Raw genomic sequence first — 21220 nt, 5'->3', positions numbered from 1 at the left:
TTTTGATCTGTCATTTTAGTATTTTCCTTTTTATCCTTCTCAGAATATATCTACTGTTTATCGATATTCTGAACCGCTACCCCAAAGTTATCGACCGCCTGTGTGTGCAGAATGGACATGCTCCTTTATTTCAACCAATTCCATATGACCTGGTTCCTCGGCATGATGCCAAACATAACCTTTAGTTGTATAACCGTGTCGTATTTCTTGAACTTGGTCAGCAGTAAAGGTCACCGCTAATTCTGAATGGTATACAATGTCATTAGCTAATTGATTTTTTAAACAGGAAAACTGAACATCATCTGTTTGCAGGTACAGATTTTCGGGGAGATCATAGGCGTACACCTCATTAAATTCAGGGACAATCAACATCTGAATTCCCACATCTATGTCGGTGTTCAAGGAATCAATCTTCTGGAGCATCTGCCGCCTCAGCTACCCCATCTACCCCATCAACAACATCGATGATTCCGACAGCCAATACGCCTACTGTTGCAACCATTCCAATTTTCTTCGAGCCTTCTTTAACTTGATCCATGTTTCCATCTTAATGCCAAACGACAACATCTTTACTATGCTCATAGACATATCCGATTGGAGTAAAAGACCATGAGCACTGTAACGTTAGTTTGATAAGGAGGGGTCTCAATTATGAACGGATACTTTCTTGGCGCTTCATTTCTGGCCTTTGTCGTCGGGCTCGTTCACACGGTATTAGGCGAGGTTCTAATTTTCCGCAAGTTGAGGAAGGGTAGATTTATACCAACAAATGGAGGAAATCTGCTAAGCGAATCTAACGTTCGCATCCTGTGGGCCAGCTGGCACGCGCTGACGATCTTCGGATGGGCCCTAGCTTTTCTTCTATTCTGGCTTGCGCAGCAGTCTAGGGGTAAATACATCGTCCTTGAGCACACAATTGCAACCTCTATGCTCGTGTGCGCAGCTTTGGTTTTGATCGGCACAAAGGGGAAGCATCCAGGATGGCTTGGCTTATCCATTGTATCTGTTCTTGTATGGATTGGGACTTCGATCTAGCGCTCTACTTGAAGTCTTTTATATAATTTTCTGGCCCTTAGTAAAATAATGCCACGTCGTTCGTAGAACCTATGAGCCTGAACCCCGCTTGGATGGGATAACAGCTTGATTCCAGAATATCCTTTACTCTGCGCCCATTGCTCAAGACGCTCCATCAGCATGCTGCCTATCCCTTGATTTCTATCCTTCTCTCTAACCACAAATCCCAAGACGTTCACTAATGATTCAGCAAATAGCAATTCATATGGGCTTCCATGAATATATCCAATCACTACGTTGTTCTCTTCACACACAAAGATGATATCTTTTGTGTTCTTTGTAATTTGTTCAATCTTCTCCTTTACTTTCTCCTTGGAAAAAGCATTTAGATTGGGATTAAAGATTTGGTTCAACTCATAAATATCATGATAATCGGTTACCTAAGTCTCCCTAATAGTTCTTCCTGACATTGCTTAAGACCTCAATTCGCTATATCTAATATTTCGGCAATACAATACATTTTCACCAAAAACGACTGGGTAGTTGAACAAGTCTAGGTTATCTCCGAACCAGCGGAACAAAGCGAACCCGCTCCTTCCTAGCACAAAAAAGCCGCATCTGGAGCGAAACCCCTGTTCCAGGTGTCTCCTTCTCTCCAGTGCGGCGTTATAGCTATTAACCTTGGACTATTATTCTAACTCCAATGGAATCATCGATCTACGGCGGCCTTCAAAGGTCGCCAGCTCACGGAATCCGACTTCATGCAGCATTCTGCGGGCCTGATCCAGATTCTCGCTCAGCTTCTTCGGATCATGGGCATCCGAGCCTACTGTCAGCGGAATGCCCAGCTCATAGGCCCGCTCCAGCATGCGGCGGCTGGGGAACATCTCGGCGCAGGCTTTAGCCAGCCCAGATGCGTTAAGCTCCATAGCCACGCCGGATTCACGAACGGCCTCAAGCGCGGCATTTTCCAGCTGAATAACCTCACCCGCAAGCTCCGGTGCCGGCTTGTAGTCGAAGCGCTTGATCACATCCAGGTGCCCCATAATGTCGTAGAAGCCGGTTCGAGCGGCTTTCTGAACAGCCTCATAGTACTGCCTGTACACAGTCAGGATGTCCTTGCCTTCCCAGTTGTGCGTCTGACGGAAGTCCGAAATATCCCATTCCCCGAGAAAATGAACCGAGCCGATCACATAATCCCACGGATAGGCACTGACAATCCGCTGAATCTCGGTTTCCCAGCCCTCGATATAGTCGCCTTCCAGGCCGACACGTACTTCAATTTGCCCACGGTACTTCTCCTTAAGCAGAAAGCATTCCTCCACATAACGGGGAAGCTCCTCCATAGCCATGGCCATCTCAGGATAATATTCCGCAGGATTCACATGAAGAAGCGGCATATGATCGGACAGTCCAATATGGGATAAGCCGATCTCTATGCCCCGCTGCACATACTCCTCAAGCTCGCCCACGGCATGTCCGCAGCGGACATGGTGGGTATGGTAATCGATCAGCATGGCGCTTTCCTCCGCCCCTAGTCGCGGCGTGGACGCTCGTGACGGCGATCCAGCTCGCTCATGATATCGTCCAGCGGAAGGTTCCGCTCCCGCAGCAGCACGAGCAGATGATAGATCAGATCGCTGACCTCAAGACGAAGCTCATCATTATCGCCGTTCTTGGCGGCAATGATGGATTCGGCGGTCTCTTCGCCGACTTTTTTCAGAATCTTATCGATGCCCTTCTCGAACAAATACGTAGTATAGGCGCCTTCCGGGCGTTCCTCATAACGCTCCTTGATGATCTGCTCCAATTCACCAAGCACCTCGAAGCGGCTGGCGGATGAATCGGAGGAGCCAGTCACGGAATCAGCGCTTTGTACAGCAGCCGCTGAGCGGTAGAAGCAGTTGTCCTCGCCAGTATGGCAAGCCGGTCCGCTGCGCTTCACCAGAACCAACAGCGTGTCGCCGTCACAATCATAGCGAAGATCTGTAATACGCTGGGTATTGCCTGAAGTTGCGCCCTTGTGCCACAGCTCCTCGCGGGAGCGGCTCCAGAACCAGGTATCTCCGGTGATAATGGACTTCTGCAAGGATTCACTATTCATATACGCAACCATCAGCACGTCTTTGCTGTCCGCATCCTGCACTACAGCAGGTACGAGGCCATGGGCGTCCCATTTAATAATTTCCTGCAGCTTCGCAAGAGGAAGCCGCTGCTCTAAAGATTGACTCATCGTATTTCCACCCCTCTGGCTTTCAAATCCCTCTTCAAATCCGGCACAGCAATTTCCTTGTAGTGAAAAATCGTAGCCGCAAGCGCAGCATCCGCCTGGCCCTCTGTGAACACATCATAGAAGTGCTCTTTGTTCCCGGCTCCGCCCGAGGCGATCACCGGTATTCCAATCAGGCTGCTTACCGCCTTGGTAAGCGGTAGGTCGAATCCATCCTTCGTGCCATCCGCATCCATACTGGTCAGCAGGATTTCGCCTGCTCCGCGCGATTCTGCATCCTTCACCCATTCTAGAGCCCGGATGCCGGTCGGCTTGCGCCCGCCGTGCGTGTACACTTCCCATTCTCCCCAGGCCTCGTTGTATTTGGCGTCTACAGCCACAACAATACACTGGGAACCGAAGCGCCGCGCTCCTTCCGAGATCAGACTCGGATTCACAATCGCCGCCGTATTAATGCCAATCTTATCCGCGCCTGCACGCAGGAGACGCTTCATGTCATCCACATGGGAGATACCGCCGCCCACCGTGAACGGAATGGAGATCTCGCCCGCAGTCTGCCGAACTACTTCAATCATTGTAGCACGGCCTTCATTAGAAGCGGAGATGTCCAGAAACACAAGCTCATCGGCTCCCTCACGATCATACAGTGCCGCGAGCTCTACTGGATCTCCAGCATCCCGAAGGTTCACAAAATTAACGCCCTTCACTACCCGCCCGTCCTTCACGTCCAGACAAGGAATAATCCGCTTTGTAAGCATTACTTCTCTTCCTTTCCTCTGAAGCCTCGTAGGACAGGCTCCTTAGGTATCATCATATATATAGTTAAGCTTTCAGGGCCTGAATGGCCTTGGCCAGATCCACGCTGCCCGTGTACAGGGCCTTGCCCACAATCGCTCCGCCTACGCCCTGGCCGGCATGTGCTGCCAGCTTAATCAGGTCTTCCTGAACGGTAACTCCGCCCGATGCAATGACCGTCTTGCCGGAAGCCGCAGCCAGCGCACGAATCGCTTCAACATTCGGTCCCTGCATCATACCATCACGCGAGATATCCGTAAAAATGAACGTCTCCGCACCCTTTGCAGCCAGTTCCTTCGCCAGTACTTCAGCCTGGACTTCAGAGGTCTCAAGCCAGCCGCGAGTGGCTACCAAGCCATTACGCGCATCAATGCCGATGGCAACCTTATCGCCGTATTGTCCGAGCACGCTTTCCGTGAACTCACGGTCTTCAATTGCCGCGGTTCCAATAATCAGGCGGCTCACACCAAGACCGAGCAGGCGCTCCACATCACTTAGCGTTCGAATACCGCCGCCTACCTGAACGGGCACCTGCACACTGCGCGCAATCTCGCCAATCAGTGCGTCATTAACCGGGTGTCCAGCTTTTGCCCCGTCAAGGTCCACCAGGTGAATGAACTCGCCGCCTTGAGCCTCCCAAGACTTAGCAACCTCTACCGGATTGTCGTTATAGATCGTTTCGCGGGCATAATCCCCCTGCACCAGACGTACACACTTGCCATCCCGGATATCAATCGCCGGATAAATAATAAAAGAAGACATCCATTCTCCCCCTGTTCTATATGGTTAACGGTCAGCCGTAATTCAATAAAAGAAAAGCACCTTGCGGTGCACTAAAAGAAGTCCTTTAAGTGACTTGGGTGACTTGAGTGACTTGAGTGACTTGAGTGCTTTGGGCACTTTGAGCACTTTGAACTTTAAAGCCCCTCCAAAGGATCCTTTCAGTCCCCTCAAATCCTCTTCAAAGCATGTTGGCTTTCTGCCAGATCTCAGGACTCTGCCTCAAATTGTTAGAAGGTCCGTAATCCTCGGATCCTTAAGCAGCAAGCCGCGCCCCCAGCCGCTCTACCCAGCTCCAAGCGCAGAGTTTAGACCCGCTTCGCTCCCTCGGCCAGCTCCATGAAATTGCGGAGCAGCGACATGCCCATCTCCCCGCTCTTCTCCGGGTGGAACTGCATGCCGTACACATTCCCGCGACCCACGATCGCAGTCACCGGCTGCCCATAGTCCGTCACCGCAAGCAGATCTTCCTTGCGCTCCGGGAGAACATGGTAAGAGTGCACGAAGTAGACGTGCCCCTCTTCCAGCCCTTCAAAAATCGGGCTCGAGGCATTCGTATACTCGAGCTTGTTCCAGCCCATATGCGGCACTTTATAGGTGCCGCCTTCGAACCGGACTACCCGGCCTGGCAGAATGCCGAGGCCCTGGTGATCGCCGTGCTCCTCGCCCCTGTCGAAGAGGAGCTGCATGCCGAGGCAGATGCCGAGCAGCGGCTTACCGCTGGCAGCGGCCTCGCGCACTACAGCATCCAGCCCACTCCCCTGAAGATGGTCCATCGCATCGCCGAAGGCGCCCACGCCCGGCAGCAGCACGCCGCTGGCATTCAGGATGACCGAGGGATCCCCGGTAACCACCGTATCAAAACCTAGGCGCTCGCAGGCTTTGCTCACACTATGCAGATTGCCCATTCCGTAATCGACAATAGCGATGGTCACGGGTTACAGCACCCCTTTCGTTGATGGGACGCCGGTTACGCGTGGATCCACACTGGTCGCTTCGTCCAGCGCACGTCCGAGCGCCTTGAACACCGCTTCAATCATATGGTGCGTGTTCTGTCCGTAGTGGACAATGACATGCAGCGTAATGCGGGCTTCCAGCGCCAGCTTCCAGAGGAACTCCTGAACCAGCTCCACACTGAAGCTGCCTACCTGTGCGGAAGGATACTGCGCACGATATTCGAAATGCGGACGGTTGCTGATATCAATAACAACCTGTGCAAGTGCTTCGTCCATCGGAACGAACACGCTGGCATAGCGCTTGATGCCTTTTTTGTCGCCCAATGCTTCACGAATCGTATGCCCCAGACAGATCCCGATGTCTTCCACCGTATGGTGATCGTCAATTTCAATATCGCCTTTCGCATCGACCGCCAGATCGAATTGACCGTGCTTCGTGAACAGATCCAGCATGTGGTTCAGGAACGGCACATCCGTCTCCAGACGGGAATCCCCGGTTCCATCCACATTAAAATTAAGTTTAATATCGGTCTCATTCGTCTTCCGGCTGATGCTCGCCTGGCGTGCACCATTAGCCCCGTTAGCTGTTGTCATCGTCTATTCGCCTGCCTTTCTATCTGCCTTGGCTTCCTGCTGAAGCCGGATTTCAATTGCCCGGGCGTGGCCCTCGAGCCCTTCCCGTCTTGCAAGCTCCATGATGGTCTCACCATTCTCCAGGAGCGCCTGCTTGCTATAGTAAATCATGCTGGATTTCTTAATGAAATCATCCACATCCACTGGCGAGGAGAATCTCGCTGTGCCGTTGGTCGGGATAATATGATTCGGTCCTGCAAAATAATCCCCTACCGGCTCCGAGCTGTACGGGCCGAGGAAGATCGCCCCGGCATTCTCCACCAGACCGAGGTAAGCCATCGGCTCCTCGATCATCAGCTCCAGATGCTCCGGAGCGAGCCGGTTAATGACCTGGATTCCTTCCTGAATGGAATCCACCACCAGGATTACGCCATAGCTGTCAATGGAAGCCGCGGCAATCTCCCGCCGCGGCAGCTCCGCCAGCTGGCGCTGCACCTCAGCTGCGCACGCCTTAGCGAAGTCCGCCGAAGTCGTCACGAGAATGGCCGAGGCCATCTCGTCATGCTCGGCTTGGGACAGCAGATCGGCGGCCACATAGGCCGCGTTCGCGCTGTCATCGGCCAGCACGGCGATTTCGCTCGGCCCGGCGATGCTGTCGATGTCGACAGCGCCGTACACCTCGCGCTTCGCCAGCGCGACGAAGATGTTGCCCGGGCCGCAGATCTTGTCTACCGGCTCGATCGTATCGGTGCCGTAAGCCAAGGCTGCGATCGCCTGAGCTCCGCCGACCCGGTAAATCTCGCTGACGCCAGCTTCCGCAGCGGCGACGAGAATATACGGGTCAATGCCTTCCTTCCCGCCGGTAGCTGGCGGCGTGACCATCACAATCTCCGGCACGCCCGCAACCTGGGCTGGTATGACATTCATAAGTACCGAGGAAGGATAAGCTGCCTTACCGCCGGGTACGTACACACCCACACGCTTCAGCGGACGGATAATTTGACCCAGGATGCTGCCATCCGGCTGCAGGTCCATCCAGGAGTTCCGCTTCTCCTTTTGATGGAAAGCGCGAATGTTGGCCGCTGCAGCGGCTATAGCTTCAACGAAAGAAGGCTCCACCTTTTCATAAGCTGCCTTCAGCTCATCCTGTGTGACTCTGAGGTCTGCAGCCCTAAGTTTCATGCCGTCAAAACGCTCGGTATAACGCAGCAGCGCGGTATCGCCCTCTTTTTTGATATCAGATACAATTTGCTTCACGGCTTCGTTCTGCTCAGGTGAACCGTACTCCACTTCACGCCGCAGATCAAATTCCTGTGCCGGTAATATTCTCATCCGCTTTTCCTCCTCGCTACTCCTCGCCTACACGCCTATAACCTTTTGCAGAGCATCGCATACACGCTGAATTTCTGCATTCTTCATTCGGTAGCTAACCCGGTTCGCCACAAGGCGGCTGGTGATTTCGAAGATACTCTCCATCTCCACAAGTCCGTTCTCCCGCAGCGTCTGCCCGGTCTCCACCATATCGACGATCCGGTCCGCAAGCCCAATTAGCGGCGCCAGCTCGATGGAACCGTTCAGCTTGATGACTTCCACCTGCTGACCCTGTTCCCTGAAATATTGGGATGCCACATTAGGATACTTGGTCGCTACGCGCTGCTGAATGCCTGGCTTCCAATCCGGAAGGGCAATGACAGACATCCGGCAGCGGGCAATCCCGAGATCCAGCAGCTCATATACATCGCGCTTCTCTTCCATGAGCACGTCCTTGCCGACGATCCCGATGTCGGCTACGCCATACTCCACATAGGTCGGAACATCGACCGGCTTGGCCAGAATGAACTCCATACCTACCTCCGGCAGGGGGATAACCAATTTGCGCGTGTCATCCACGTCCAGCGGGATGTTCAGGCCCGCTTCCCGGAATAATGCTGATGCTTTTTTATAAATACGGCCTTTCGGCATCGCTACTTTTATAATTTCAGCCAATTGAGATCAGTCCGCCTCTCTAAAACAATCCTAACCTGTTGTTAATTCACAAAACTTACGACATCCGCGTACTTCCCGGCAGTCTCCTCTACCGTGCGCAATTCGCCTTCCGTATCGATATGCTGCGTCACCACAACCTTGCCTTCACGGCGCAGGCGCGCGGCTTCCTGAAGGGCTGGCTTCCGTCCCTGCGCATTATACTGCACGAGAATAGGCAGCTTCTGCACAGCTTTGATGCCGTCTACTCCGTCAAGAATCCGGTTCGTCTTGAGGGCAAAGCCCGTTGCCGGAACAGGACGACCGAACTGCTGAAGCAGATTGTTATAACGTCCGCCGCTGCATACCGGGAACCCAAGCTCGGCTGCATATCCTTCGAAGATTAGGCCTGTGTAGTATGAGAAATCCCCGATCATCGTTAGATCGATCAGGACATGCTCGGCCACGCCGTAATCCTCCAGTGCTTCCCATACCTTGCACAGATGGTCGATGGAGTCTTGTGCCAGCTGACTTTGGCTGAGTCCGCGGGCTTCACTACACACTTCTTTGCCGCCGCGAAGACGCAGTATTCCTTTCAGTTCTTCCTTCTGGGCTTCAGAGACACTAAGCTTCGTCAAAGCCTCGCGATAGCCGACGTAATCCCGCCGGAGAAGCCCTTGCTTCAGTCCCTCGCGGGCTTCTTCATCCCCAGGCACTGCTTCTTCCAGCAGCCCATTCAGGAAGCCAACATGTCCAAGCGCAATCTTGAAAGTGGATACACCTGCCGCCTGCAGGGAAGCTACTGCAAGAGCAACTACCTCGGCATCCGCCTCGGGCGAATCATCACCCACAAGCTCTACACCAGTCTGGAAGAATTCCGACTCCCGGCCGGCCTCTTCTTCAATCGCCCGGTACACGTTCGCATGATAGGACAGGCGAATCGGCAGCGGCTCTTCCTTCAATAAAGAAGACACCACACGTGCAATCGGAGCTGTCATATCGGAACGAAGCACCATGGTCGTTCCCCGGTTATTCAGCAGCTTGAACAGCTTCTGATCCGATGTGGAGCTAGCCACACCTACCGTATCGTAATATTCCATAGTAGGAGTCATAATCTGGCGATATCCCCAGCCTGACATGCAGTCCAGTACACTGCGCTCAATAGCACGAAGACGCTCTACCGCATACGGCAGATAGTCGCGGACGCCGGCTGGTTTTTCAAATCCTTTCGGTTTAGACAACCCGTTCACCTCATATCAGCTTTCTTAATGTATACTTTATCATGGTACAGTGCTACCATGCTACCAAATTAAAGAGTATGGGATAGTTTATCATACTTCAATTATAGCGTCAATGTAGGGCTAGTCCCCAGAAGTTCCCTTTTGAGTATACCGATAAAGCGCTTTGCTTAGCAATTAATCGTGTTTCTATTTGCTATTATTTTTCAAAAAAACGATTTCGTCTGCTCGCACGTCTTATATATGAGGATATCTGGGAAGGGGGCCTTGAAGTGCAGGAGAGACAGTGGGCCGCTGATGCATGCAATGGGGACGAAATCGCATTTCACGAACTTATCGACAGTCAGAAGAGAAAGTTATATGGCATAGCTTACAGCTACTTGCGTAATGAAGCAGATGCCCTTGAGGTGTTGCAAGAGACGGTATGCCGTGCTTGGGTGAAATGCAGTAAGTTAAAAGATCCAGATACCTTCATCCCTTGGCTGTATCGAATTCTTATGAACTGTTGTCTCGATGAGCTGAGACGGCGAAGAAGGGCAGACGCAATCTCCCAGGAATCTACGCATGGCACCATAGAGATGGTTGATGTAAATAAGCTGGATATAGAGAGAGTACTGAACCGGATGAAGCCAAAGTATCGCCATGCCTTGATGCTGAAATATTACCAAGACATGACCGTACCGGAGATAGCGAGGATACTGGAGAAGCCCGAAGGCACCATCAAGACTTGGATTCACCAAGGCCTCAAGCAGCTGCGGGGTCAGATTGAACAAGGAGGGAGATGGGATCATGACTAGACGCGAAGAACAGCAGTTAATCGACTACTTCCAATCCAGTCACACAGCTGAGCAGTCCGTGGAAGAGACTCTTCTGGACAAAGCGGTTGCGCAAGGTATTCAAATGGGCGGCCGGAAACGCCGCAGCTTCATGTTCAGATACCGCGCTGGAATTATGGCAGGAACGTTTGCCTTGTGTATCGGTCTGTTTATCTTATTATGGCCTCGCACGTATCAGGACCCTTTGCCGGCTGCGGACAAAGCGGACTTCACCGCGCCCGAATATGTCAAGTCCCAGATCAGTCACAATTCAGCCTGGCTGGAGGCTGCCAATCACGGACTGTACCAGCCTATTAATCAGACACGGGAGCAAGGTGGTTATAGGGTTACGGTCGATGGGGTCCTGGCAGACAAGCGGACGATGATCTTCTTCTATACCACTGAAATTATGGACGGAAATTTCACTCATGCAGTGAATAATCCTAAATTTCTAGACACGGACGGCAAGAGTCTGCCCGCATCGATTGAATCTGAATCTTCCTCTCCCCCCAACAATATGAGGGTCCTCCAGGAGCGTTATGTTCTTAACTTCTATGGTAAGGATACTACACCGGATAAATTCACTTTTACCGGGACTTTAGGACCTGAACAAGCATCCGATGCCAAGAGACAGCAGATCGAGATCCCAGTGAAGCTTGACCGTAGCAAATTCACAAACCTGGAGAAGCACATTCCGATTCATCAGGATATAACGATCCATGGTCTCAAGGCAGCCGTGGATGAGGCCACGCTTTATCCCTTATCTACCGAGCTTGGCTTCAGCTATGACCCGAAGAACAGCCGCAAAATCCAGCAGTTCATCAAGCCCAGACTTACTCTGAAGCTGCATGACCAGGTTCTTCTAGAGTCGGCCTTCCGAGGCTCGTCTCTCACAGAGAATGAGCCGGATCGGATGTACTTTAACAGCTTGTATTATACAGATTTCTCAAGTCTGCAATTCCGTTCTGATGGCATTGAAGAATCTATCGGTGATCATTTAAGTATCGTAGTCGATACAAGCAAGCGCGAGCTTATTCATGCCCCCGATAATAGAGTTACGCTGGGTAATGTAATTACCGACTCCAATTCCACAGAGATTCAGTTTCATGTCAAACGAGGTTCCAACTCCCCAAGCAGCCTTGGTTTGGATTACAGTTATACGGATGGCAAAGGCAATATGCATCCGGGTGGAACTATACGTTCGGAGAGTCATATATCTGAACCCTTAATCACCAGCTCCAGTAATGACGCCTTTGACGTCTATCATTATTTTATCGATACGAAATCCTATCCGCAGCCGCTCACCATCCCGATCACCAGTTATCCGGGTAATGAGATTCGGCAGCCCATAACGATTCCAATCCAATAATCTTCGGTTCCACCATACAAGTTCATGCATGCCAAAAGAGGGTACCGTCCGCATCAGGACAGTACCCTCTATTCTTCAACCTCAATCACCCTCCGGATTGTTCCGCTTCAGCACCCGCAGCGGATTCCCGCCCACGAAGGTGCCTGCTTCAACATCCTTATGTACGACCGATCCGGCAGCTACCACTGCTCCATCGCCTATCGTAACACCAGGCAGAATGGTGGAGTTAGCTCCGATCAGCACATCATCGCCGATGATGACGTCACCCAGGCGGTATTCCTTTATTAAATACTCGTGGGCCAGGATGGTTGTATTATAACCAATCACAGAATTACGGCCGATCGTAATTTTCTCCGGAAAAAACACATCCACCATGACCATAAGCCCAATGGCCGTATGATCACCCACCCGCATCCGCAGCAGCCGGCGATACATCCAATTCTTCAGCGGCAGGATCGGACAGTAGCGGGTTAACTGTATCACAATGAAATTCCAGACGCCTTTCCAAGGACTTACCGTACGGTACAGCTGCCAAAGCGCATTTGGCCCCTCTACCGGATAACGGGTTACCTTTCTCACTATCCTTCAGACTCCATTCCGAGCACACCGTATAAGTCGGTCATGTCATTAAGTATATAGTCAGGATCATACTTTTTCAGTACTTCGGCACCCTTCAGTGACCAAGCAACCCCTGCAGACCTAACTCCCGCAGCGCGTGCCGACTGCAAGTCAGCAGGGCTGTCTCCGACCATGAGCGTCGTCTTTGGATCTGCACCAAGACGCTGAATGGCCGTCAGGACCGGTTCGGGATGCGGCTTCGGATTCTCTACATCATTTAGCGTTACGATCTCCTTCATGAACTTCAATAGATCGAAGGTCTCCAAAGCCAAAATCGTTGAAGGCTTCATCTTGGTAGTGACTACCCCGAGTGTAATCCCCTTCTCGTGAAGCCTTGAGATCACCTTGTGCACATTCGGGAACTCTCTAACCAACGCATCATGGTGAAGCATATTGTAAGCTCTATAGTCGGTAACAAGCTCCGCTACATCCTCCCTGCCCGTGAACTGCCGAAGCTGCTGCTCCAGCGTGAGCCCCATGTGGGGAATAATCTGCTCACGGGTGAAAGGAGGTTCAGGGTGATGCTTATCCATAACGTGAAGAAATGATTCGATGATCAGCTCATTCGTATTTACAATGGTTCCATCCAAATCGAACAGTACAGTTTCAATCATTTGTTCGCTACTCCTTCTTATCCTCCATTTTGATCCTATCTTCTGTCTCTATGTCTAAATTCGAATCTATTCTGCTGTTAGCCGTAACTACTTCACTATACGTTCCCGGACCCGGCCCAGGCGCGGCCTCGGGAAGGTGATCTTCAGCCGGTACCTTGGTAGAGGTAATCGGATCACTATACCGGGCGGCGGACAAGCCAGTCTTGCGGCGGTAAATAATCAGAATGACAGCAGCTACAATGATGAGGATAGCCAGCAGCTGCGAAATCCGTATATTTCCGTACTGGGGATCCAGCGCACCAGGTTCGAATCCCATCGCTCTCATCGGAGCCCATAGAGCATCCATGAAGGAAGCTAACCAATCAGGACCCTTGAACGCCAGACTGTCCGTACGTACCCGTTCGATGAAGAAACGGCCGATTGAATACCAGATGAAATAAGACAAGAACAGTTCACCTGCACGAAGGAACCTCTGGCGGCGCAGCACCAGCAACAGGACAAGACCAGCTACATTCCATAACGATTCGTATAAAAAGGTAGGGTGGTGATAGGTACCCTGTACATTCATCTGATCCACGATAAAAGAAGGCAGGTGAAGGTGATCGCGCAGGAACGTCTCCGTTGTAGGTCCGCCATACGCTTCCTGGTTCACGTAATTCCCCCAGCGGCCTATGAGCTGGCCGACGATCAGGCCTGGCGCACAGATATCTGCTATCCGCCAGAAGCTATATCCTTTACGCCGGACATAGATGACCGCGCATATAATGGCACCGATCAGTGCCCCATATATGGCTATACCGCCTTCCCAGACTTTGAATACACTCAGCAGGTTATTCTTGTAATCATCCCACTTGAAAGCCACAAAATAAATCCGTGCTCCAATAATTGCGGAAGGAACTCCAAACAGCACGAGATCCATGAAAAATTCGGACGAAATGCCGAACCGCTTTCCTTCCCGAATCGCCAACAGCATGCCAATTAGAGCCGCCGTGCCTAGTATCAGGCCGTACCACCGGATAGGAAGCCCCAAAATGGAAAAAGCGATCGGATTTAATAACAACGTTTCCATTCTTACACGCTCCTAATCCAAATCATCTACATCTTCCGCGATGGTCTCGGTGAGCTTCGTGGTGAACTGCAGTGCTGCATTGTAGCCCATACGCTTCAATCTGAAGTTCATTGCAGCAACCTCAATAATAACGGCCAAGTTTCGTCCCGGTCTAACCGGAATCGTCGCAAGAGGCACATCCGTATCAATAATTCGGGTGGTCTCTTCATCCAGTCCAAGGCGGTCATACTGCTTCTCCTGCTGCCAAGCTTCCAGACGCACCACGAGAGTAATTCTCTTATTATTGCGGATTGCCCCTGCACCAAACAAGGTCATTACATTGATAATTCCGACTCCGCGAATTTCCAGCAGATGACGGATCAATTCTGGAGCCGTCCCGTGAAGCTGGTTATCAGAGGTCTGTCGAATCTCAACAGCATCATCGGCAATCAGGCGATGTCCGCGTTTAACAAGCTCAAGCGCCGTCTCACTCTTACCAATTCCACTTGAACCCGTGATGAGCATTCCCACCCCGTATACATCCACCAGCACGCCATGAATGGTCGCTGTAGGAGCAAGCTTACGCTCAAGGAACCCTGTAATGCGGCTCGAAAGTATGGTCGTTGCCATATTGCTGCGAAGAACCGGGATCTCCTTTTCTTCACCAATTTGCACCATCTCCTCTGGAACATCAAGTCCCCTGGTGATGATAATGCAAGGCGTAATCGGACTTAGACACAGCTTCTCCATCCGTTCACGGCGCTCTTTCTCAGGCAGCATATTATAAAAAGCCAGCTCAGTCTTACCGAGAATCTGTACCCGCTCTGAAGGATGATATTCAAAATATCCTGCCAGCTCTAGGCCCGGACGGTATAAATCATCCACAGTGATCGTGCGTTTCAAGCCTTGTTCACCGGAAAGTACTTCTAACCCAAATTGGTTCACGAGCTCCGATACTTTTACTTTTTTAGCCATACGTGCTCTCCCTTTCTACCTGTCGGCCTTTCACTGCAGATCTCTAATTTCTTCTTATACTCTTGCTCATGCTCTAGCTCATACTCATTTTTTTACATTGTATTTATCGTAATGGATATCGCCCGTTAAATCAATCATCGGCCAGTTTGAATCCATATAACACAACAGCCCTATCCTATTCCCCTATCACTCACTCGACCTGCCCATACAGCACTTCCCATAACAGGGCCCCACTTCAAATCCTGAGCTTAATTCAAATCCCTTCGTAAATCTCTACCTTTAACCCGAGCGCACTCCTTAAATCATTCATAAATTGCTATCTTCAAACCGGTCTTACCCTCGCTCCCAAAATTCTAACTGTAACCCTAGCCACCCACGTTCCCAAATCTCTAACTGTAACCCTAGTTCACCCACGTTGCTCAAATCTAACTGCAACCCTGGGTAACTCCGCGTTCCCCAAATTTCTAACTATGACCCTTGGCCACTCCGCATAACCCATATAGCTAAAAAAACCGCCCCGAAGGGCGGTTTCGGCTTGATTATTCTTCTTAGGAGAAGAATACGTTCAATTCCGATTCTTTATCAAAGATATGAATTTTGTTCATATCGATAGCCAGCTTAACTTGGTCTCCCTCGCGTGTTCTGGAACGTCCATCTACACGTGCGATTACGGAGTCATTACCGATACCGTTCAAGTGCAATTGCATTTCGTGACCGATGTTCTCAGTCAGGAATACACTTGCATTGAAGATAGTGTTCGGAGAAGCTTCAAGGAATACAGGCTCTTCGTGAATGTCCTCAGGACGAATACCCATGATAACTTCTTTACCAAAGTAACCTTTTTCTTTAAGGATCGCTGCTTTACCTTGTGGGAACTCAACATCAAGACCAGGAGCTTTGAAACGAACTGCTCCATTGGACTCAGCAAGAGTACCTGTAACAAAGTTCATTGTAGGGGAACCAATGAAACCAGCAACGAAAATGTTTTGTGGTTGGTTGTACAGTTCTTCAGGAGAAGCGGCTTGTTGAATGATACCGTCTTGCATAACTACGATACGGTCACCCATCGTCATAGCTTCGATCTGGTCATGCGTTACATAGATACAAGTAGTCTCAAGACGTTTAACCAGCTTAGTGATCTCCGCACGCATTTGACCACGAAGTTTAGCGTCCAAGTTGGAGAGAGGCTCATCCATAAGGAAGACTTGTGGATCACGGACAATCGCACGGCCCAAGGCTACACGTTGGCGCTGACCACCGGACAAAGCTTTTGGCTTACGCTCAAGCAGGTGAGTGATGTCCAAGATTTTAGCTGCTTCACGTACACGTTGGTCGATTTCTTCTTTCTTCACTTTACGAAGCTTCAAACCGAACGCCATATTTTGATATACGTTCATATGTGGATACAATGCGTAGGATTGGAATACCATCGCGATGTCACGGTCTTTAGGTGCTACATCGTTCACGACGCGGTCGCCAATGTACAATTTACCTTCAGAGATTTCTTCAAGACCTGCAATCATACGCAGTGTTGTGGACTTACCGCAACCGGAAGGACCAACCAGTACAAGGAACTCCTTGTCCTTAATATCCAAATTAACGTCAACAACAGTTGCCTTATCAGATCCTGCATATTTCTTGTAAATGTGCTCTAAGCGTACACCAGCCATGAGTAATTGCCCCCTAAGCATAATTTATAATTAGTAATAATGTAATCGGATACATTTATATTCTTATATTAAACGATAGGGCTATAGACCGCCATACACAAACTGCACAAAAAACCTATTTTCTTTTCGTCACTTTACACAATAATAGAGTAAGCTTCACCAGAACCGCGTCGCGGAAGCTCCTCACATCAAGACCCGTCTCCTGTTTAATCTTGTCCATACGGTAGAGTAGGGTATTTCGGTGAATGTATAGCCGCTTGGCCGTTTCACTTACATTGCAATCCAGCTGGAAAAAGGTCTCAAGCGTAGATAGCGTCTCATTATCTGTGAATACAGTAGTACTGCTATGCGGTACAGTCTGATCAAGGAATTGTCTCCGCTGTTCATCCGGGATGCTGTACACCAAGCGTTCCAGATATAAGGCCCATGGCAGATGGATATGCTCTGTAAAATGAAACAACCGGCCAAGCTGCAAGCTTTCTCTTAATAGAGCAAGCGAGGATACCAGTCCCTGAACGGCAACAATAGGCTCCAATACAGATAGATGGGTTGTTCCTCCCCACTCATTCGAGAGGAGTTCGTAGATGCCCTGACACAGATCATACAGCATGACCCGCTCAGCATCCTGTCCTTCATCACTTTCCTCACGGAATCCGCTTAGAAGGGACTCACCTACCAAGATCAACCACTCTTTATTCTGCAAAGGGATTAACGTGATATCACCATCAAAATAACTGCTCAGCAGTTTGCTTAACTGGACGTAAGTTATCTCGTCAGGAGCCCGATTCTCATAACTGAGGAGAAAAGGCACTACAGTTCCGGTTAACCTAGACTTTATTACAATACGATCAGGAATTTCCTCATTTAAGTTCCCCTGTTCAAGTTGGGTTTGAAGCCAGCTACCAAGCTGAGTATTCAGCTCTTCCTCATTGCCTTTAGCTGACACTACAGTGCCGATCCCGGACTCCTGCGCGGCTTCAATGACCAGTTCAATGAGTCCCCTCTCAGAGTCAGAGACATCAGCAGCGTTCACAACTAGACATACAACTTTAGTATCCGTCTGCGCCCAAGGGAACAGCAGCTGGCTGCCCTTCAATAACGGGCTGTGAGGACCCTTCCCTACTGAATTTCGATTGGACTTTTGCAGCGTTCTCCATTCATTTAAAGGTACTTCCTTTTGCTTCAATGTATCTCCGACAACTCTCTCAAGCTTCTCTCTCACTACTTGGATATCCATGATTAAGGCGCCTTTCTAAGCTATGTCATTAAAAGAAGATTAACTCCGATGGTTAGCACTATTGTAGCATAACCCATCTACCCGAATCATCTTCTCCAAACCCGCTCTCACGGTCATCTATCAGCTCCGTCCTTCATATTTAAGTCTCCCGTGCTTGCGCCCAATTAGATCCGTTGTTCTCTTCATCAGCTATCTCGTATAGTTAGCAAGCATACTTGTAGGTGAAACAACATCAAAAATACGGCTGAACGCACAAAAAAACCGCCAATCCAAAGATTGACGGTTTTGTATGATGAGCCATGAAGGACTCGAACCTTCGACACCCTGATTAAAAGTCAGGTGCTCTACCAACTGAGCTAATGGCTCTTATCTGGTGGAGGCTGATGGATTCGAACCACCGAACTCGTAGAGAGCAGATTTACAGTCTGCCGTGTTTAGCCACTTCACTAAGCCTCCAAATGTACTTTCAGAAAAAAATATGGTGGCTCGGGACGGAATCGAACCGCCGACACGAGGATTTTCAGTCCTCTGCTCTACCGACTGAGCTACCGAGCCATACAAATTTGTTCATAAAAAATAAAGTGGTCGTCGTACCTTCCCACTTTACTGTGGAAATATCCATTTAGAATAAATGGCGGAACTGACGGGATTCGAACCCGCGGTCTCCTGCGTGACAGGCAGGCATGTTAGGCCTCTACACCACAGTTCCGCAATATTCATAAAAATGGTGCCGGCGAGAGGACTTGAACCCCCAACCTACTGATTACAAGTCAGTTGCTCTACCAGTTGAGCTACACCGGCACATATGGTGGAGGCTGAGGGGATCGAACCCCCGACCCTCTGCTTGTAAGGCAGATGCTCTCCCAGCTGAGCTAAGCCTCCATATGTAAATATAATAGCGGCGGAGGGGATCGAACCCCCGACCTCACGGGTATGAACCGTACGCTCTAGCCAGCTGAGCTACGCCGCCATAATAAAATTCCTTAATGCTTGTCCTACTCTCATCTGAATTATTAAGTCCAGATAATGAGAATGGCGGAGAGAGAGGGATTCGAACCCTCGCACCACTTACGCAGTCTAACCCCTTAGCAGAGGGTCCCCTTATAGCCACTTGGGTATCTCTCCAAAGCATTATCAAGGTATTAATCCTTGAAAACTAGATACGAAACGAATCTGCGTATGCTCTTCTTGGACTGCGTCCTTCCGAGCTTGTTGGATAAGCCCTCGACCGATTAGTACTGGTCAGCTCCATGCATTACTGCACTTCCACCCCCAGCCTATCTACCTCGTCGTCTTCAAGGGGTCTTACTAATTGGGAAATCTCATCTTGAGGGGGGCTTCACGCTTAGATGCTTTCAGCGCTTATCCCTTCCGCACTTAGCTACCCAGCTATGCTCCTGGCGGAACAACTGGTGCACCAGCGGTGCGTCCATCCCGGTCCTCTCGTACTAAGGACAGCTCCTCTCAAATTTCCTACGCCCACGACAGATAGGGACCGAACTGTCTCACGACGTTCTGAACCCAGCTCGCGTACCGCTTTAATGGGCGAACAGCCCAACCCTTGGGACCTACTTCAGCCCCAGGATGCGATGAGCCGACATCGAGGTGCCAAACCTCCCCGTCGATGTGGACTCTTGGGGGAGATAAGCCTGTTATCCCCAGGGTAGCTTTTATCCGTTGAGCGATGGCCCTTCCATGCGGTACCACCGGATCACTAAGCCCGACTTTCGTCCCTGCTCGACTTGTCAGTCTCGCAGTCAAGCTCCCTTATGCCTTTGCACTCTTCGAATGATTTCCAACCATTCTGAGGGAACCTTGGGGCGCCTCCGTTACTCTTTAGGAGGCGACCGCCCCAGTCAAACTGCCCACCTGACACTGTCCCCATACCGGATCACGGTACCAGGTTAGAACTCCGATACGATCAGGGTGGTATCCCAACGTTGCCTCCACAGAAGCTGGCGCTCCTGCTTCTTAGGCTCCCACCTATCCTGTACAAATCGTATCAAAGTCCAATATCAAGCTGCAGTAAAGCTCCATGGGGTCTTTCCGTCTTGTCGCGGGTAACCTGCATCTTCACAGGTATTAAAATTTCACCGGATCTCTCGTTGAGACAGCGCCCAAGTCGTTACGCCATTCGTGCGGGTCAGAATTTACCTGACAAGGAATTTCGCTACCTTAGGACCGTTATAGTTACGGCCGCCGTTTACTGGGGCTTCGGTTCATAGCTTCGGGTTACCCCTAACCACTCCCCTTAACCTTCCAGCACCGGGCAGGCGTCAGCCCGTATACTTCGCCTTGCGGCTTCGCACAGACCTGTGTTTTTGCTAAACAGTCGCTTGGGCCTTTTCACTGCGGCCCCCTCGTGCTATTCACACTACCGGGGCACCCCTTCTCCCGAAGTTACGGGGTCATTTTGCCGAGTTCCTTAACGAGAGTTCTTCCGCGCGCCTTAGAATTCTCTTCTCGCCTACCTGTGTCGGTTTGCGGTACGGGCACCTTCTCCTGGCTAGAGGCTTTTCTTGGCAGTGTGAGATCATGACCTTCGCTACTGTAATTTTCGCTCCCCATCACAGCCCAGCCTTACGGTGTGCGGATTTGCCTACACACCAGCCTCACTGCTTAGACGGACATCCATCAGTCCGCGTCACTACCCTACTGCGTCACCCCATTGCTCATAACGGATTACGGTGGTACAGGAATTTCAACCTGTTGTCCTTCGACTACGCCTTTCGGCCTCGCCTTAGGTCCCGACTTACCCTGAGCGGACGAACCTTCCTCAGGAACCCTTAGGCTTTCGGCGGATCAGATTCTCACTGATCTTTTCGTTACTCATACCGGCATTCTCACTTGTATGCTGTCCAGCGCTCCTTACGGTACACCTTCAACCTACATACAACGCTCCCCTACCCCTGATACAATGTATCAAGCCATAGCTTCGGTGGTGTGTTTAGCCCCGTTACATTTTCGGCGCAGAGTCACTCGACCAGTGAGCTATTACGCACTCTTTAAATGGTGGCTGCTTCTAAGCCAACATCCTGGTTGTCTGTGCAACTCCACATCCTTTCCCACTTAACACACACTTGGGGACCTTAGCTGATGGTCTGGGCTGTTTCCCTTTTGACAATGGATCTTAGCACTCACTGTCTGACTCCCGGATACAAGTTTATGGCATTCGGAGTTTGACTGAGCTTGGTAACCCTTGGCGGGCCCCGCACCCAATCAGTGCTCTACCTCCACAACTCTATTTTCCGAGGCTAGCCCTAAAGCTATTTCGGGGAGAACCAGCTATCTCCGAGTTCGATTGGAATTTCTCCGCTACCCCCACC

General features: G+C 50.6%; 21 protein-coding genes, 8 tRNA genes and 1 rRNA gene (1 of these 30 cut by a window edge). 3 read left to right on the top strand and 27 right to left on the bottom strand.

Translation table 11 applies throughout. The annotated features are described in order from the left end of the window. Window positions 1-87: 87 nt before the first annotated feature. Both ACEN86_RS01040 and ACEN86_RS01035 read right to left on the bottom strand, forming a co-directional pair. Window positions 88-402 (bottom strand): HNH endonuclease, encoded by a 315-nt coding sequence (locus ACEN86_RS01040; protein ID WP_495632551.1) that lies wholly within the window; start codon window positions 400-402, stop codon window positions 88-90. Between the two features lie 4 nt (window positions 403-406). Then, entirely contained in the window at window positions 407-538 is a 132-nt protein-coding gene (locus tag ACEN86_RS01035) for a hypothetical protein (protein WP_495632550.1), read from the bottom strand. A gap of 113 nt (window positions 539-651) precedes the next feature. Here ACEN86_RS01035 and ACEN86_RS01030 point away from each other — a divergent pair, with 113 nt between their 5' ends. Next, window positions 652-1035 (top strand): hypothetical protein, encoded by a 384-nt coding sequence (locus ACEN86_RS01030; RefSeq protein ID WP_495632549.1) that lies wholly within the window; start codon window positions 652-654, stop codon window positions 1033-1035. On the opposite strand, the gene ACEN86_RS01025 is transcribed toward ACEN86_RS01030, so the two are convergent. From ACEN86_RS01025 to ACEN86_RS00980, 10 genes are all read right to left on the bottom strand, one after another. Next, window positions 1032-1427, bottom strand: coding sequence for a GNAT family N-acetyltransferase (locus tag ACEN86_RS01025; protein ID WP_495632548.1), 396 nt, complete (start codon window positions 1425-1427; stop codon window positions 1032-1034). The genes ACEN86_RS01030 and ACEN86_RS01025 overlap by 4 nt on opposite strands. 276 nt (window positions 1428-1703) lie before the next feature. Next, window positions 1704-2531 (bottom strand): histidinol-phosphatase HisJ, encoded by an 828-nt coding sequence (gene hisJ, locus ACEN86_RS01020; RefSeq protein ID WP_495632547.1) that lies wholly within the window; start codon window positions 2529-2531, stop codon window positions 1704-1706. A gap of 17 nt (window positions 2532-2548) precedes the next feature. Continuing rightward, complete coding sequence (gene hisIE / locus ACEN86_RS01015; RefSeq protein WP_495632546.1) at window positions 2549-3247, bottom strand: bifunctional phosphoribosyl-AMP cyclohydrolase/phosphoribosyl-ATP diphosphatase HisIE; 699 nt, start codon at window positions 3245-3247, stop codon at window positions 2549-2551. Beyond that, window positions 3244-4002, bottom strand: coding sequence for an imidazole glycerol phosphate synthase subunit HisF (gene hisF, locus ACEN86_RS01010; RefSeq protein ID WP_495632545.1), 759 nt, complete (start codon window positions 4000-4002; stop codon window positions 3244-3246). The genes hisIE and hisF overlap by 4 nt, the downstream gene beginning before the upstream one ends. A gap of 64 nt (window positions 4003-4066) precedes the next feature. Then, entirely contained in the window at window positions 4067-4801 is a 735-nt protein-coding gene (gene hisA, locus ACEN86_RS01005) for a 1-(5-phosphoribosyl)-5-[(5-phosphoribosylamino)methylideneamino]imidazole-4-carboxamide isomerase (protein WP_495632544.1), read from the bottom strand. Window positions 4802-5127: 326 nt separating this feature from the next. Further along, window positions 5128-5754, bottom strand: a complete 627-nt coding sequence (gene hisH, locus ACEN86_RS01000; RefSeq protein ID WP_495632543.1) for an imidazole glycerol phosphate synthase subunit HisH — start codon at window positions 5752-5754, stop codon at window positions 5128-5130. A gap of 3 nt (window positions 5755-5757) precedes the next feature. Continuing rightward, on the bottom strand, window positions 5758-6369 hold the full coding sequence (gene hisB / locus ACEN86_RS00995) for an imidazoleglycerol-phosphate dehydratase HisB (RefSeq protein WP_495632542.1): 612 nt from the start codon (window positions 6367-6369) through the stop codon (window positions 5758-5760). Window positions 6370-6372: 3 nt separating this feature from the next. Next, window positions 6373-7680, bottom strand: coding sequence for a histidinol dehydrogenase (gene hisD / locus ACEN86_RS00990; protein ID WP_495632541.1), 1308 nt, complete (start codon window positions 7678-7680; stop codon window positions 6373-6375). Between the two features lie 27 nt (window positions 7681-7707). Next, a complete protein-coding gene (gene hisG, locus ACEN86_RS00985) occupies window positions 7708-8334 on the bottom strand; it encodes an ATP phosphoribosyltransferase (protein WP_495632540.1) in 627 nt (208 codons plus the stop codon). A gap of 41 nt (window positions 8335-8375) precedes the next feature. After that, window positions 8376-9551, bottom strand: coding sequence for an ATP phosphoribosyltransferase regulatory subunit (locus tag ACEN86_RS00980; RefSeq protein ID WP_495632539.1), 1176 nt, complete (start codon window positions 9549-9551; stop codon window positions 8376-8378). Between the two features lie 269 nt (window positions 9552-9820). Here ACEN86_RS00980 and ACEN86_RS00975 point away from each other — a divergent pair, with 269 nt between their 5' ends. Together ACEN86_RS00975 and ACEN86_RS00970 are read left to right on the top strand one after the other, a co-directional pair. Then, entirely contained in the window at window positions 9821-10345 is a 525-nt protein-coding gene (locus ACEN86_RS00975) for a sigma-70 family RNA polymerase sigma factor (RefSeq protein WP_495632538.1), read from the top strand. Beyond that, a complete protein-coding gene (locus ACEN86_RS00970) occupies window positions 10338-11732 on the top strand; it encodes a DUF4179 domain-containing protein (protein WP_495632537.1) in 1395 nt (464 codons plus the stop codon). Before ACEN86_RS00975 ends, ACEN86_RS00970 begins: the two co-directional genes overlap by 8 nt. An 81-nt stretch (window positions 11733-11813) precedes the next feature. On the opposite strand, the gene ACEN86_RS00965 is transcribed toward ACEN86_RS00970, so the two are convergent. The 15 genes from ACEN86_RS00965 to ACEN86_RS00895 all read right to left on the bottom strand — a co-directional run. After that, entirely contained in the window at window positions 11814-12311 is a 498-nt protein-coding gene (locus ACEN86_RS00965) for an acyltransferase (RefSeq protein WP_495632536.1), read from the bottom strand. Beyond that, on the bottom strand, window positions 12311-12964 hold the full coding sequence (gene ppaX, locus ACEN86_RS00960; RefSeq protein WP_495632535.1) for a pyrophosphatase PpaX: 654 nt from the start codon (window positions 12962-12964) through the stop codon (window positions 12311-12313). Before ppaX ends, ACEN86_RS00965 begins: the two co-directional genes overlap by 1 nt. 7 nt (window positions 12965-12971) lie before the next feature. Continuing rightward, on the bottom strand, window positions 12972-14033 hold the full coding sequence (gene lgt, locus ACEN86_RS00955; protein WP_495632534.1) for a prolipoprotein diacylglyceryl transferase: 1062 nt from the start codon (window positions 14031-14033) through the stop codon (window positions 12972-12974). 12 nt (window positions 14034-14045) lie between these two features. Further along, complete coding sequence (hprK, locus tag ACEN86_RS00950; RefSeq protein ID WP_495632533.1) at window positions 14046-14987, bottom strand: HPr(Ser) kinase/phosphatase; 942 nt, start codon at window positions 14985-14987, stop codon at window positions 14046-14048. 548 nt (window positions 14988-15535) lie between these two features. Then, window positions 15536-16657 (bottom strand): ABC transporter ATP-binding protein, encoded by a 1122-nt coding sequence (locus ACEN86_RS00945; protein WP_495632532.1) that lies wholly within the window; start codon window positions 16655-16657, stop codon window positions 15536-15538. Between the two features lie 115 nt (window positions 16658-16772). Next, the gene (locus tag ACEN86_RS00940) at window positions 16773-17894 is read right to left on the bottom strand and encodes a PucR family transcriptional regulator (protein ID WP_495632531.1); all 1122 of its coding nucleotides are present in this window, start codon (window positions 17892-17894) and stop codon (window positions 16773-16775) included. 293 nt (window positions 17895-18187) lie between these two features. Then, window positions 18188-18260, bottom strand: a tRNA-Lys gene (locus ACEN86_RS00935). A 5-nt stretch (window positions 18261-18265) separates the two neighbouring features. Further along, window positions 18266-18350 (bottom strand) — tRNA-Tyr (locus tag ACEN86_RS00930). Window positions 18351-18373: 23 nt separating this feature from the next. Then, a tRNA-Phe gene (locus ACEN86_RS00925) sits at window positions 18374-18449 on the bottom strand. Window positions 18450-18526: 77 nt separating this feature from the next. After that, a tRNA-Asp gene (locus ACEN86_RS00920) sits at window positions 18527-18603 on the bottom strand. A 16-nt stretch (window positions 18604-18619) separates the two neighbouring features. Further along, window positions 18620-18695: transfer RNA gene (locus ACEN86_RS00915), tRNA-Thr, on the bottom strand. 5 nt (window positions 18696-18700) lie between these two features. Next, a tRNA-Val gene (locus ACEN86_RS00910) sits at window positions 18701-18776 on the bottom strand. 14 nt (window positions 18777-18790) lie between these two features. Next, window positions 18791-18864, bottom strand: a tRNA-Met gene (locus ACEN86_RS00905). A gap of 63 nt (window positions 18865-18927) precedes the next feature. After that, a tRNA-Ser gene (locus ACEN86_RS00900) sits at window positions 18928-19019 on the bottom strand. Between the two features lie 87 nt (window positions 19020-19106). Next, window positions 19107-21220, bottom strand: a 23S ribosomal RNA gene (locus tag ACEN86_RS00895) (it continues 815 nt past the right edge of the window).

It is taken from the genome of Paenibacillus sp. Paensp111, assembly GCF_059492195.1.
This window is presented reverse-complemented; position numbering and strand designations above follow the sequence as displayed.

Excerpts from the sequence above, each read along its gene's own strand:
- ACEN86_RS01035 (WP_495632550.1), bottom strand. The coding sequence starts at position 538 with ATGGATCAAGTTAAAGAAGGCTCGAAGAAAATTGGAATGGTTGCAACA.
- ACEN86_RS01030 (WP_495632549.1), top strand. The coding sequence starts at position 652 with ATGAACGGATACTTTCTTGGCGCTTCATTTCTGGCCTTTGTCGTCGGG.
- hisJ (WP_495632547.1), bottom strand. The coding sequence starts at position 2,531 with ATGCTGATCGATTACCATACCCACCATGTCCGCTGCGGACATGCCGTG.
- hisIE (WP_495632546.1), bottom strand. The coding sequence starts at position 3,247 with ATGAGTCAATCTTTAGAGCAGCGGCTTCCTCTTGCGAAGCTGCAGGAA.
- hisF (WP_495632545.1), bottom strand. The coding sequence starts at position 4,002 with ATGCTTACAAAGCGGATTATTCCTTGTCTGGACGTGAAGGACGGGCGG.
- hisA (WP_495632544.1), bottom strand. The coding sequence starts at position 4,801 with ATGTCTTCTTTTATTATTTATCCGGCGATTGATATCCGGGATGGCAAG.
- hisB (WP_495632542.1), bottom strand. The coding sequence starts at position 6,369 with ATGACAACAGCTAACGGGGCTAATGGTGCACGCCAGGCGAGCATCAGC.
- hisD (WP_495632541.1), bottom strand. The coding sequence starts at position 7,680 with ATGAGAATATTACCGGCACAGGAATTTGATCTGCGGCGTGAAGTGGAG.
- ACEN86_RS00970 (WP_495632537.1), top strand. The coding sequence starts at position 10,338 with ATGACTAGACGCGAAGAACAGCAGTTAATCGACTACTTCCAATCCAGT.
- ppaX (WP_495632535.1), bottom strand. The coding sequence starts at position 12,964 with ATGATTGAAACTGTACTGTTCGATTTGGATGGAACCATTGTAAATACG.
- lgt (WP_495632534.1), bottom strand. The coding sequence starts at position 14,033 with ATGGAAACGTTGTTATTAAATCCGATCGCTTTTTCCATTTTGGGGCTT.
- hprK (WP_495632533.1), bottom strand. The coding sequence starts at position 14,987 with ATGGCTAAAAAAGTAAAAGTATCGGAGCTCGTGAACCAATTTGGGTTA.
- ACEN86_RS00945 (WP_495632532.1), bottom strand. The coding sequence starts at position 16,657 with ATGGCTGGTGTACGCTTAGAGCACATTTACAAGAAATATGCAGGATCT.
- ACEN86_RS00940 (WP_495632531.1), bottom strand. The coding sequence starts at position 17,894 with ATGGATATCCAAGTAGTGAGAGAGAAGCTTGAGAGAGTTGTCGGAGAT.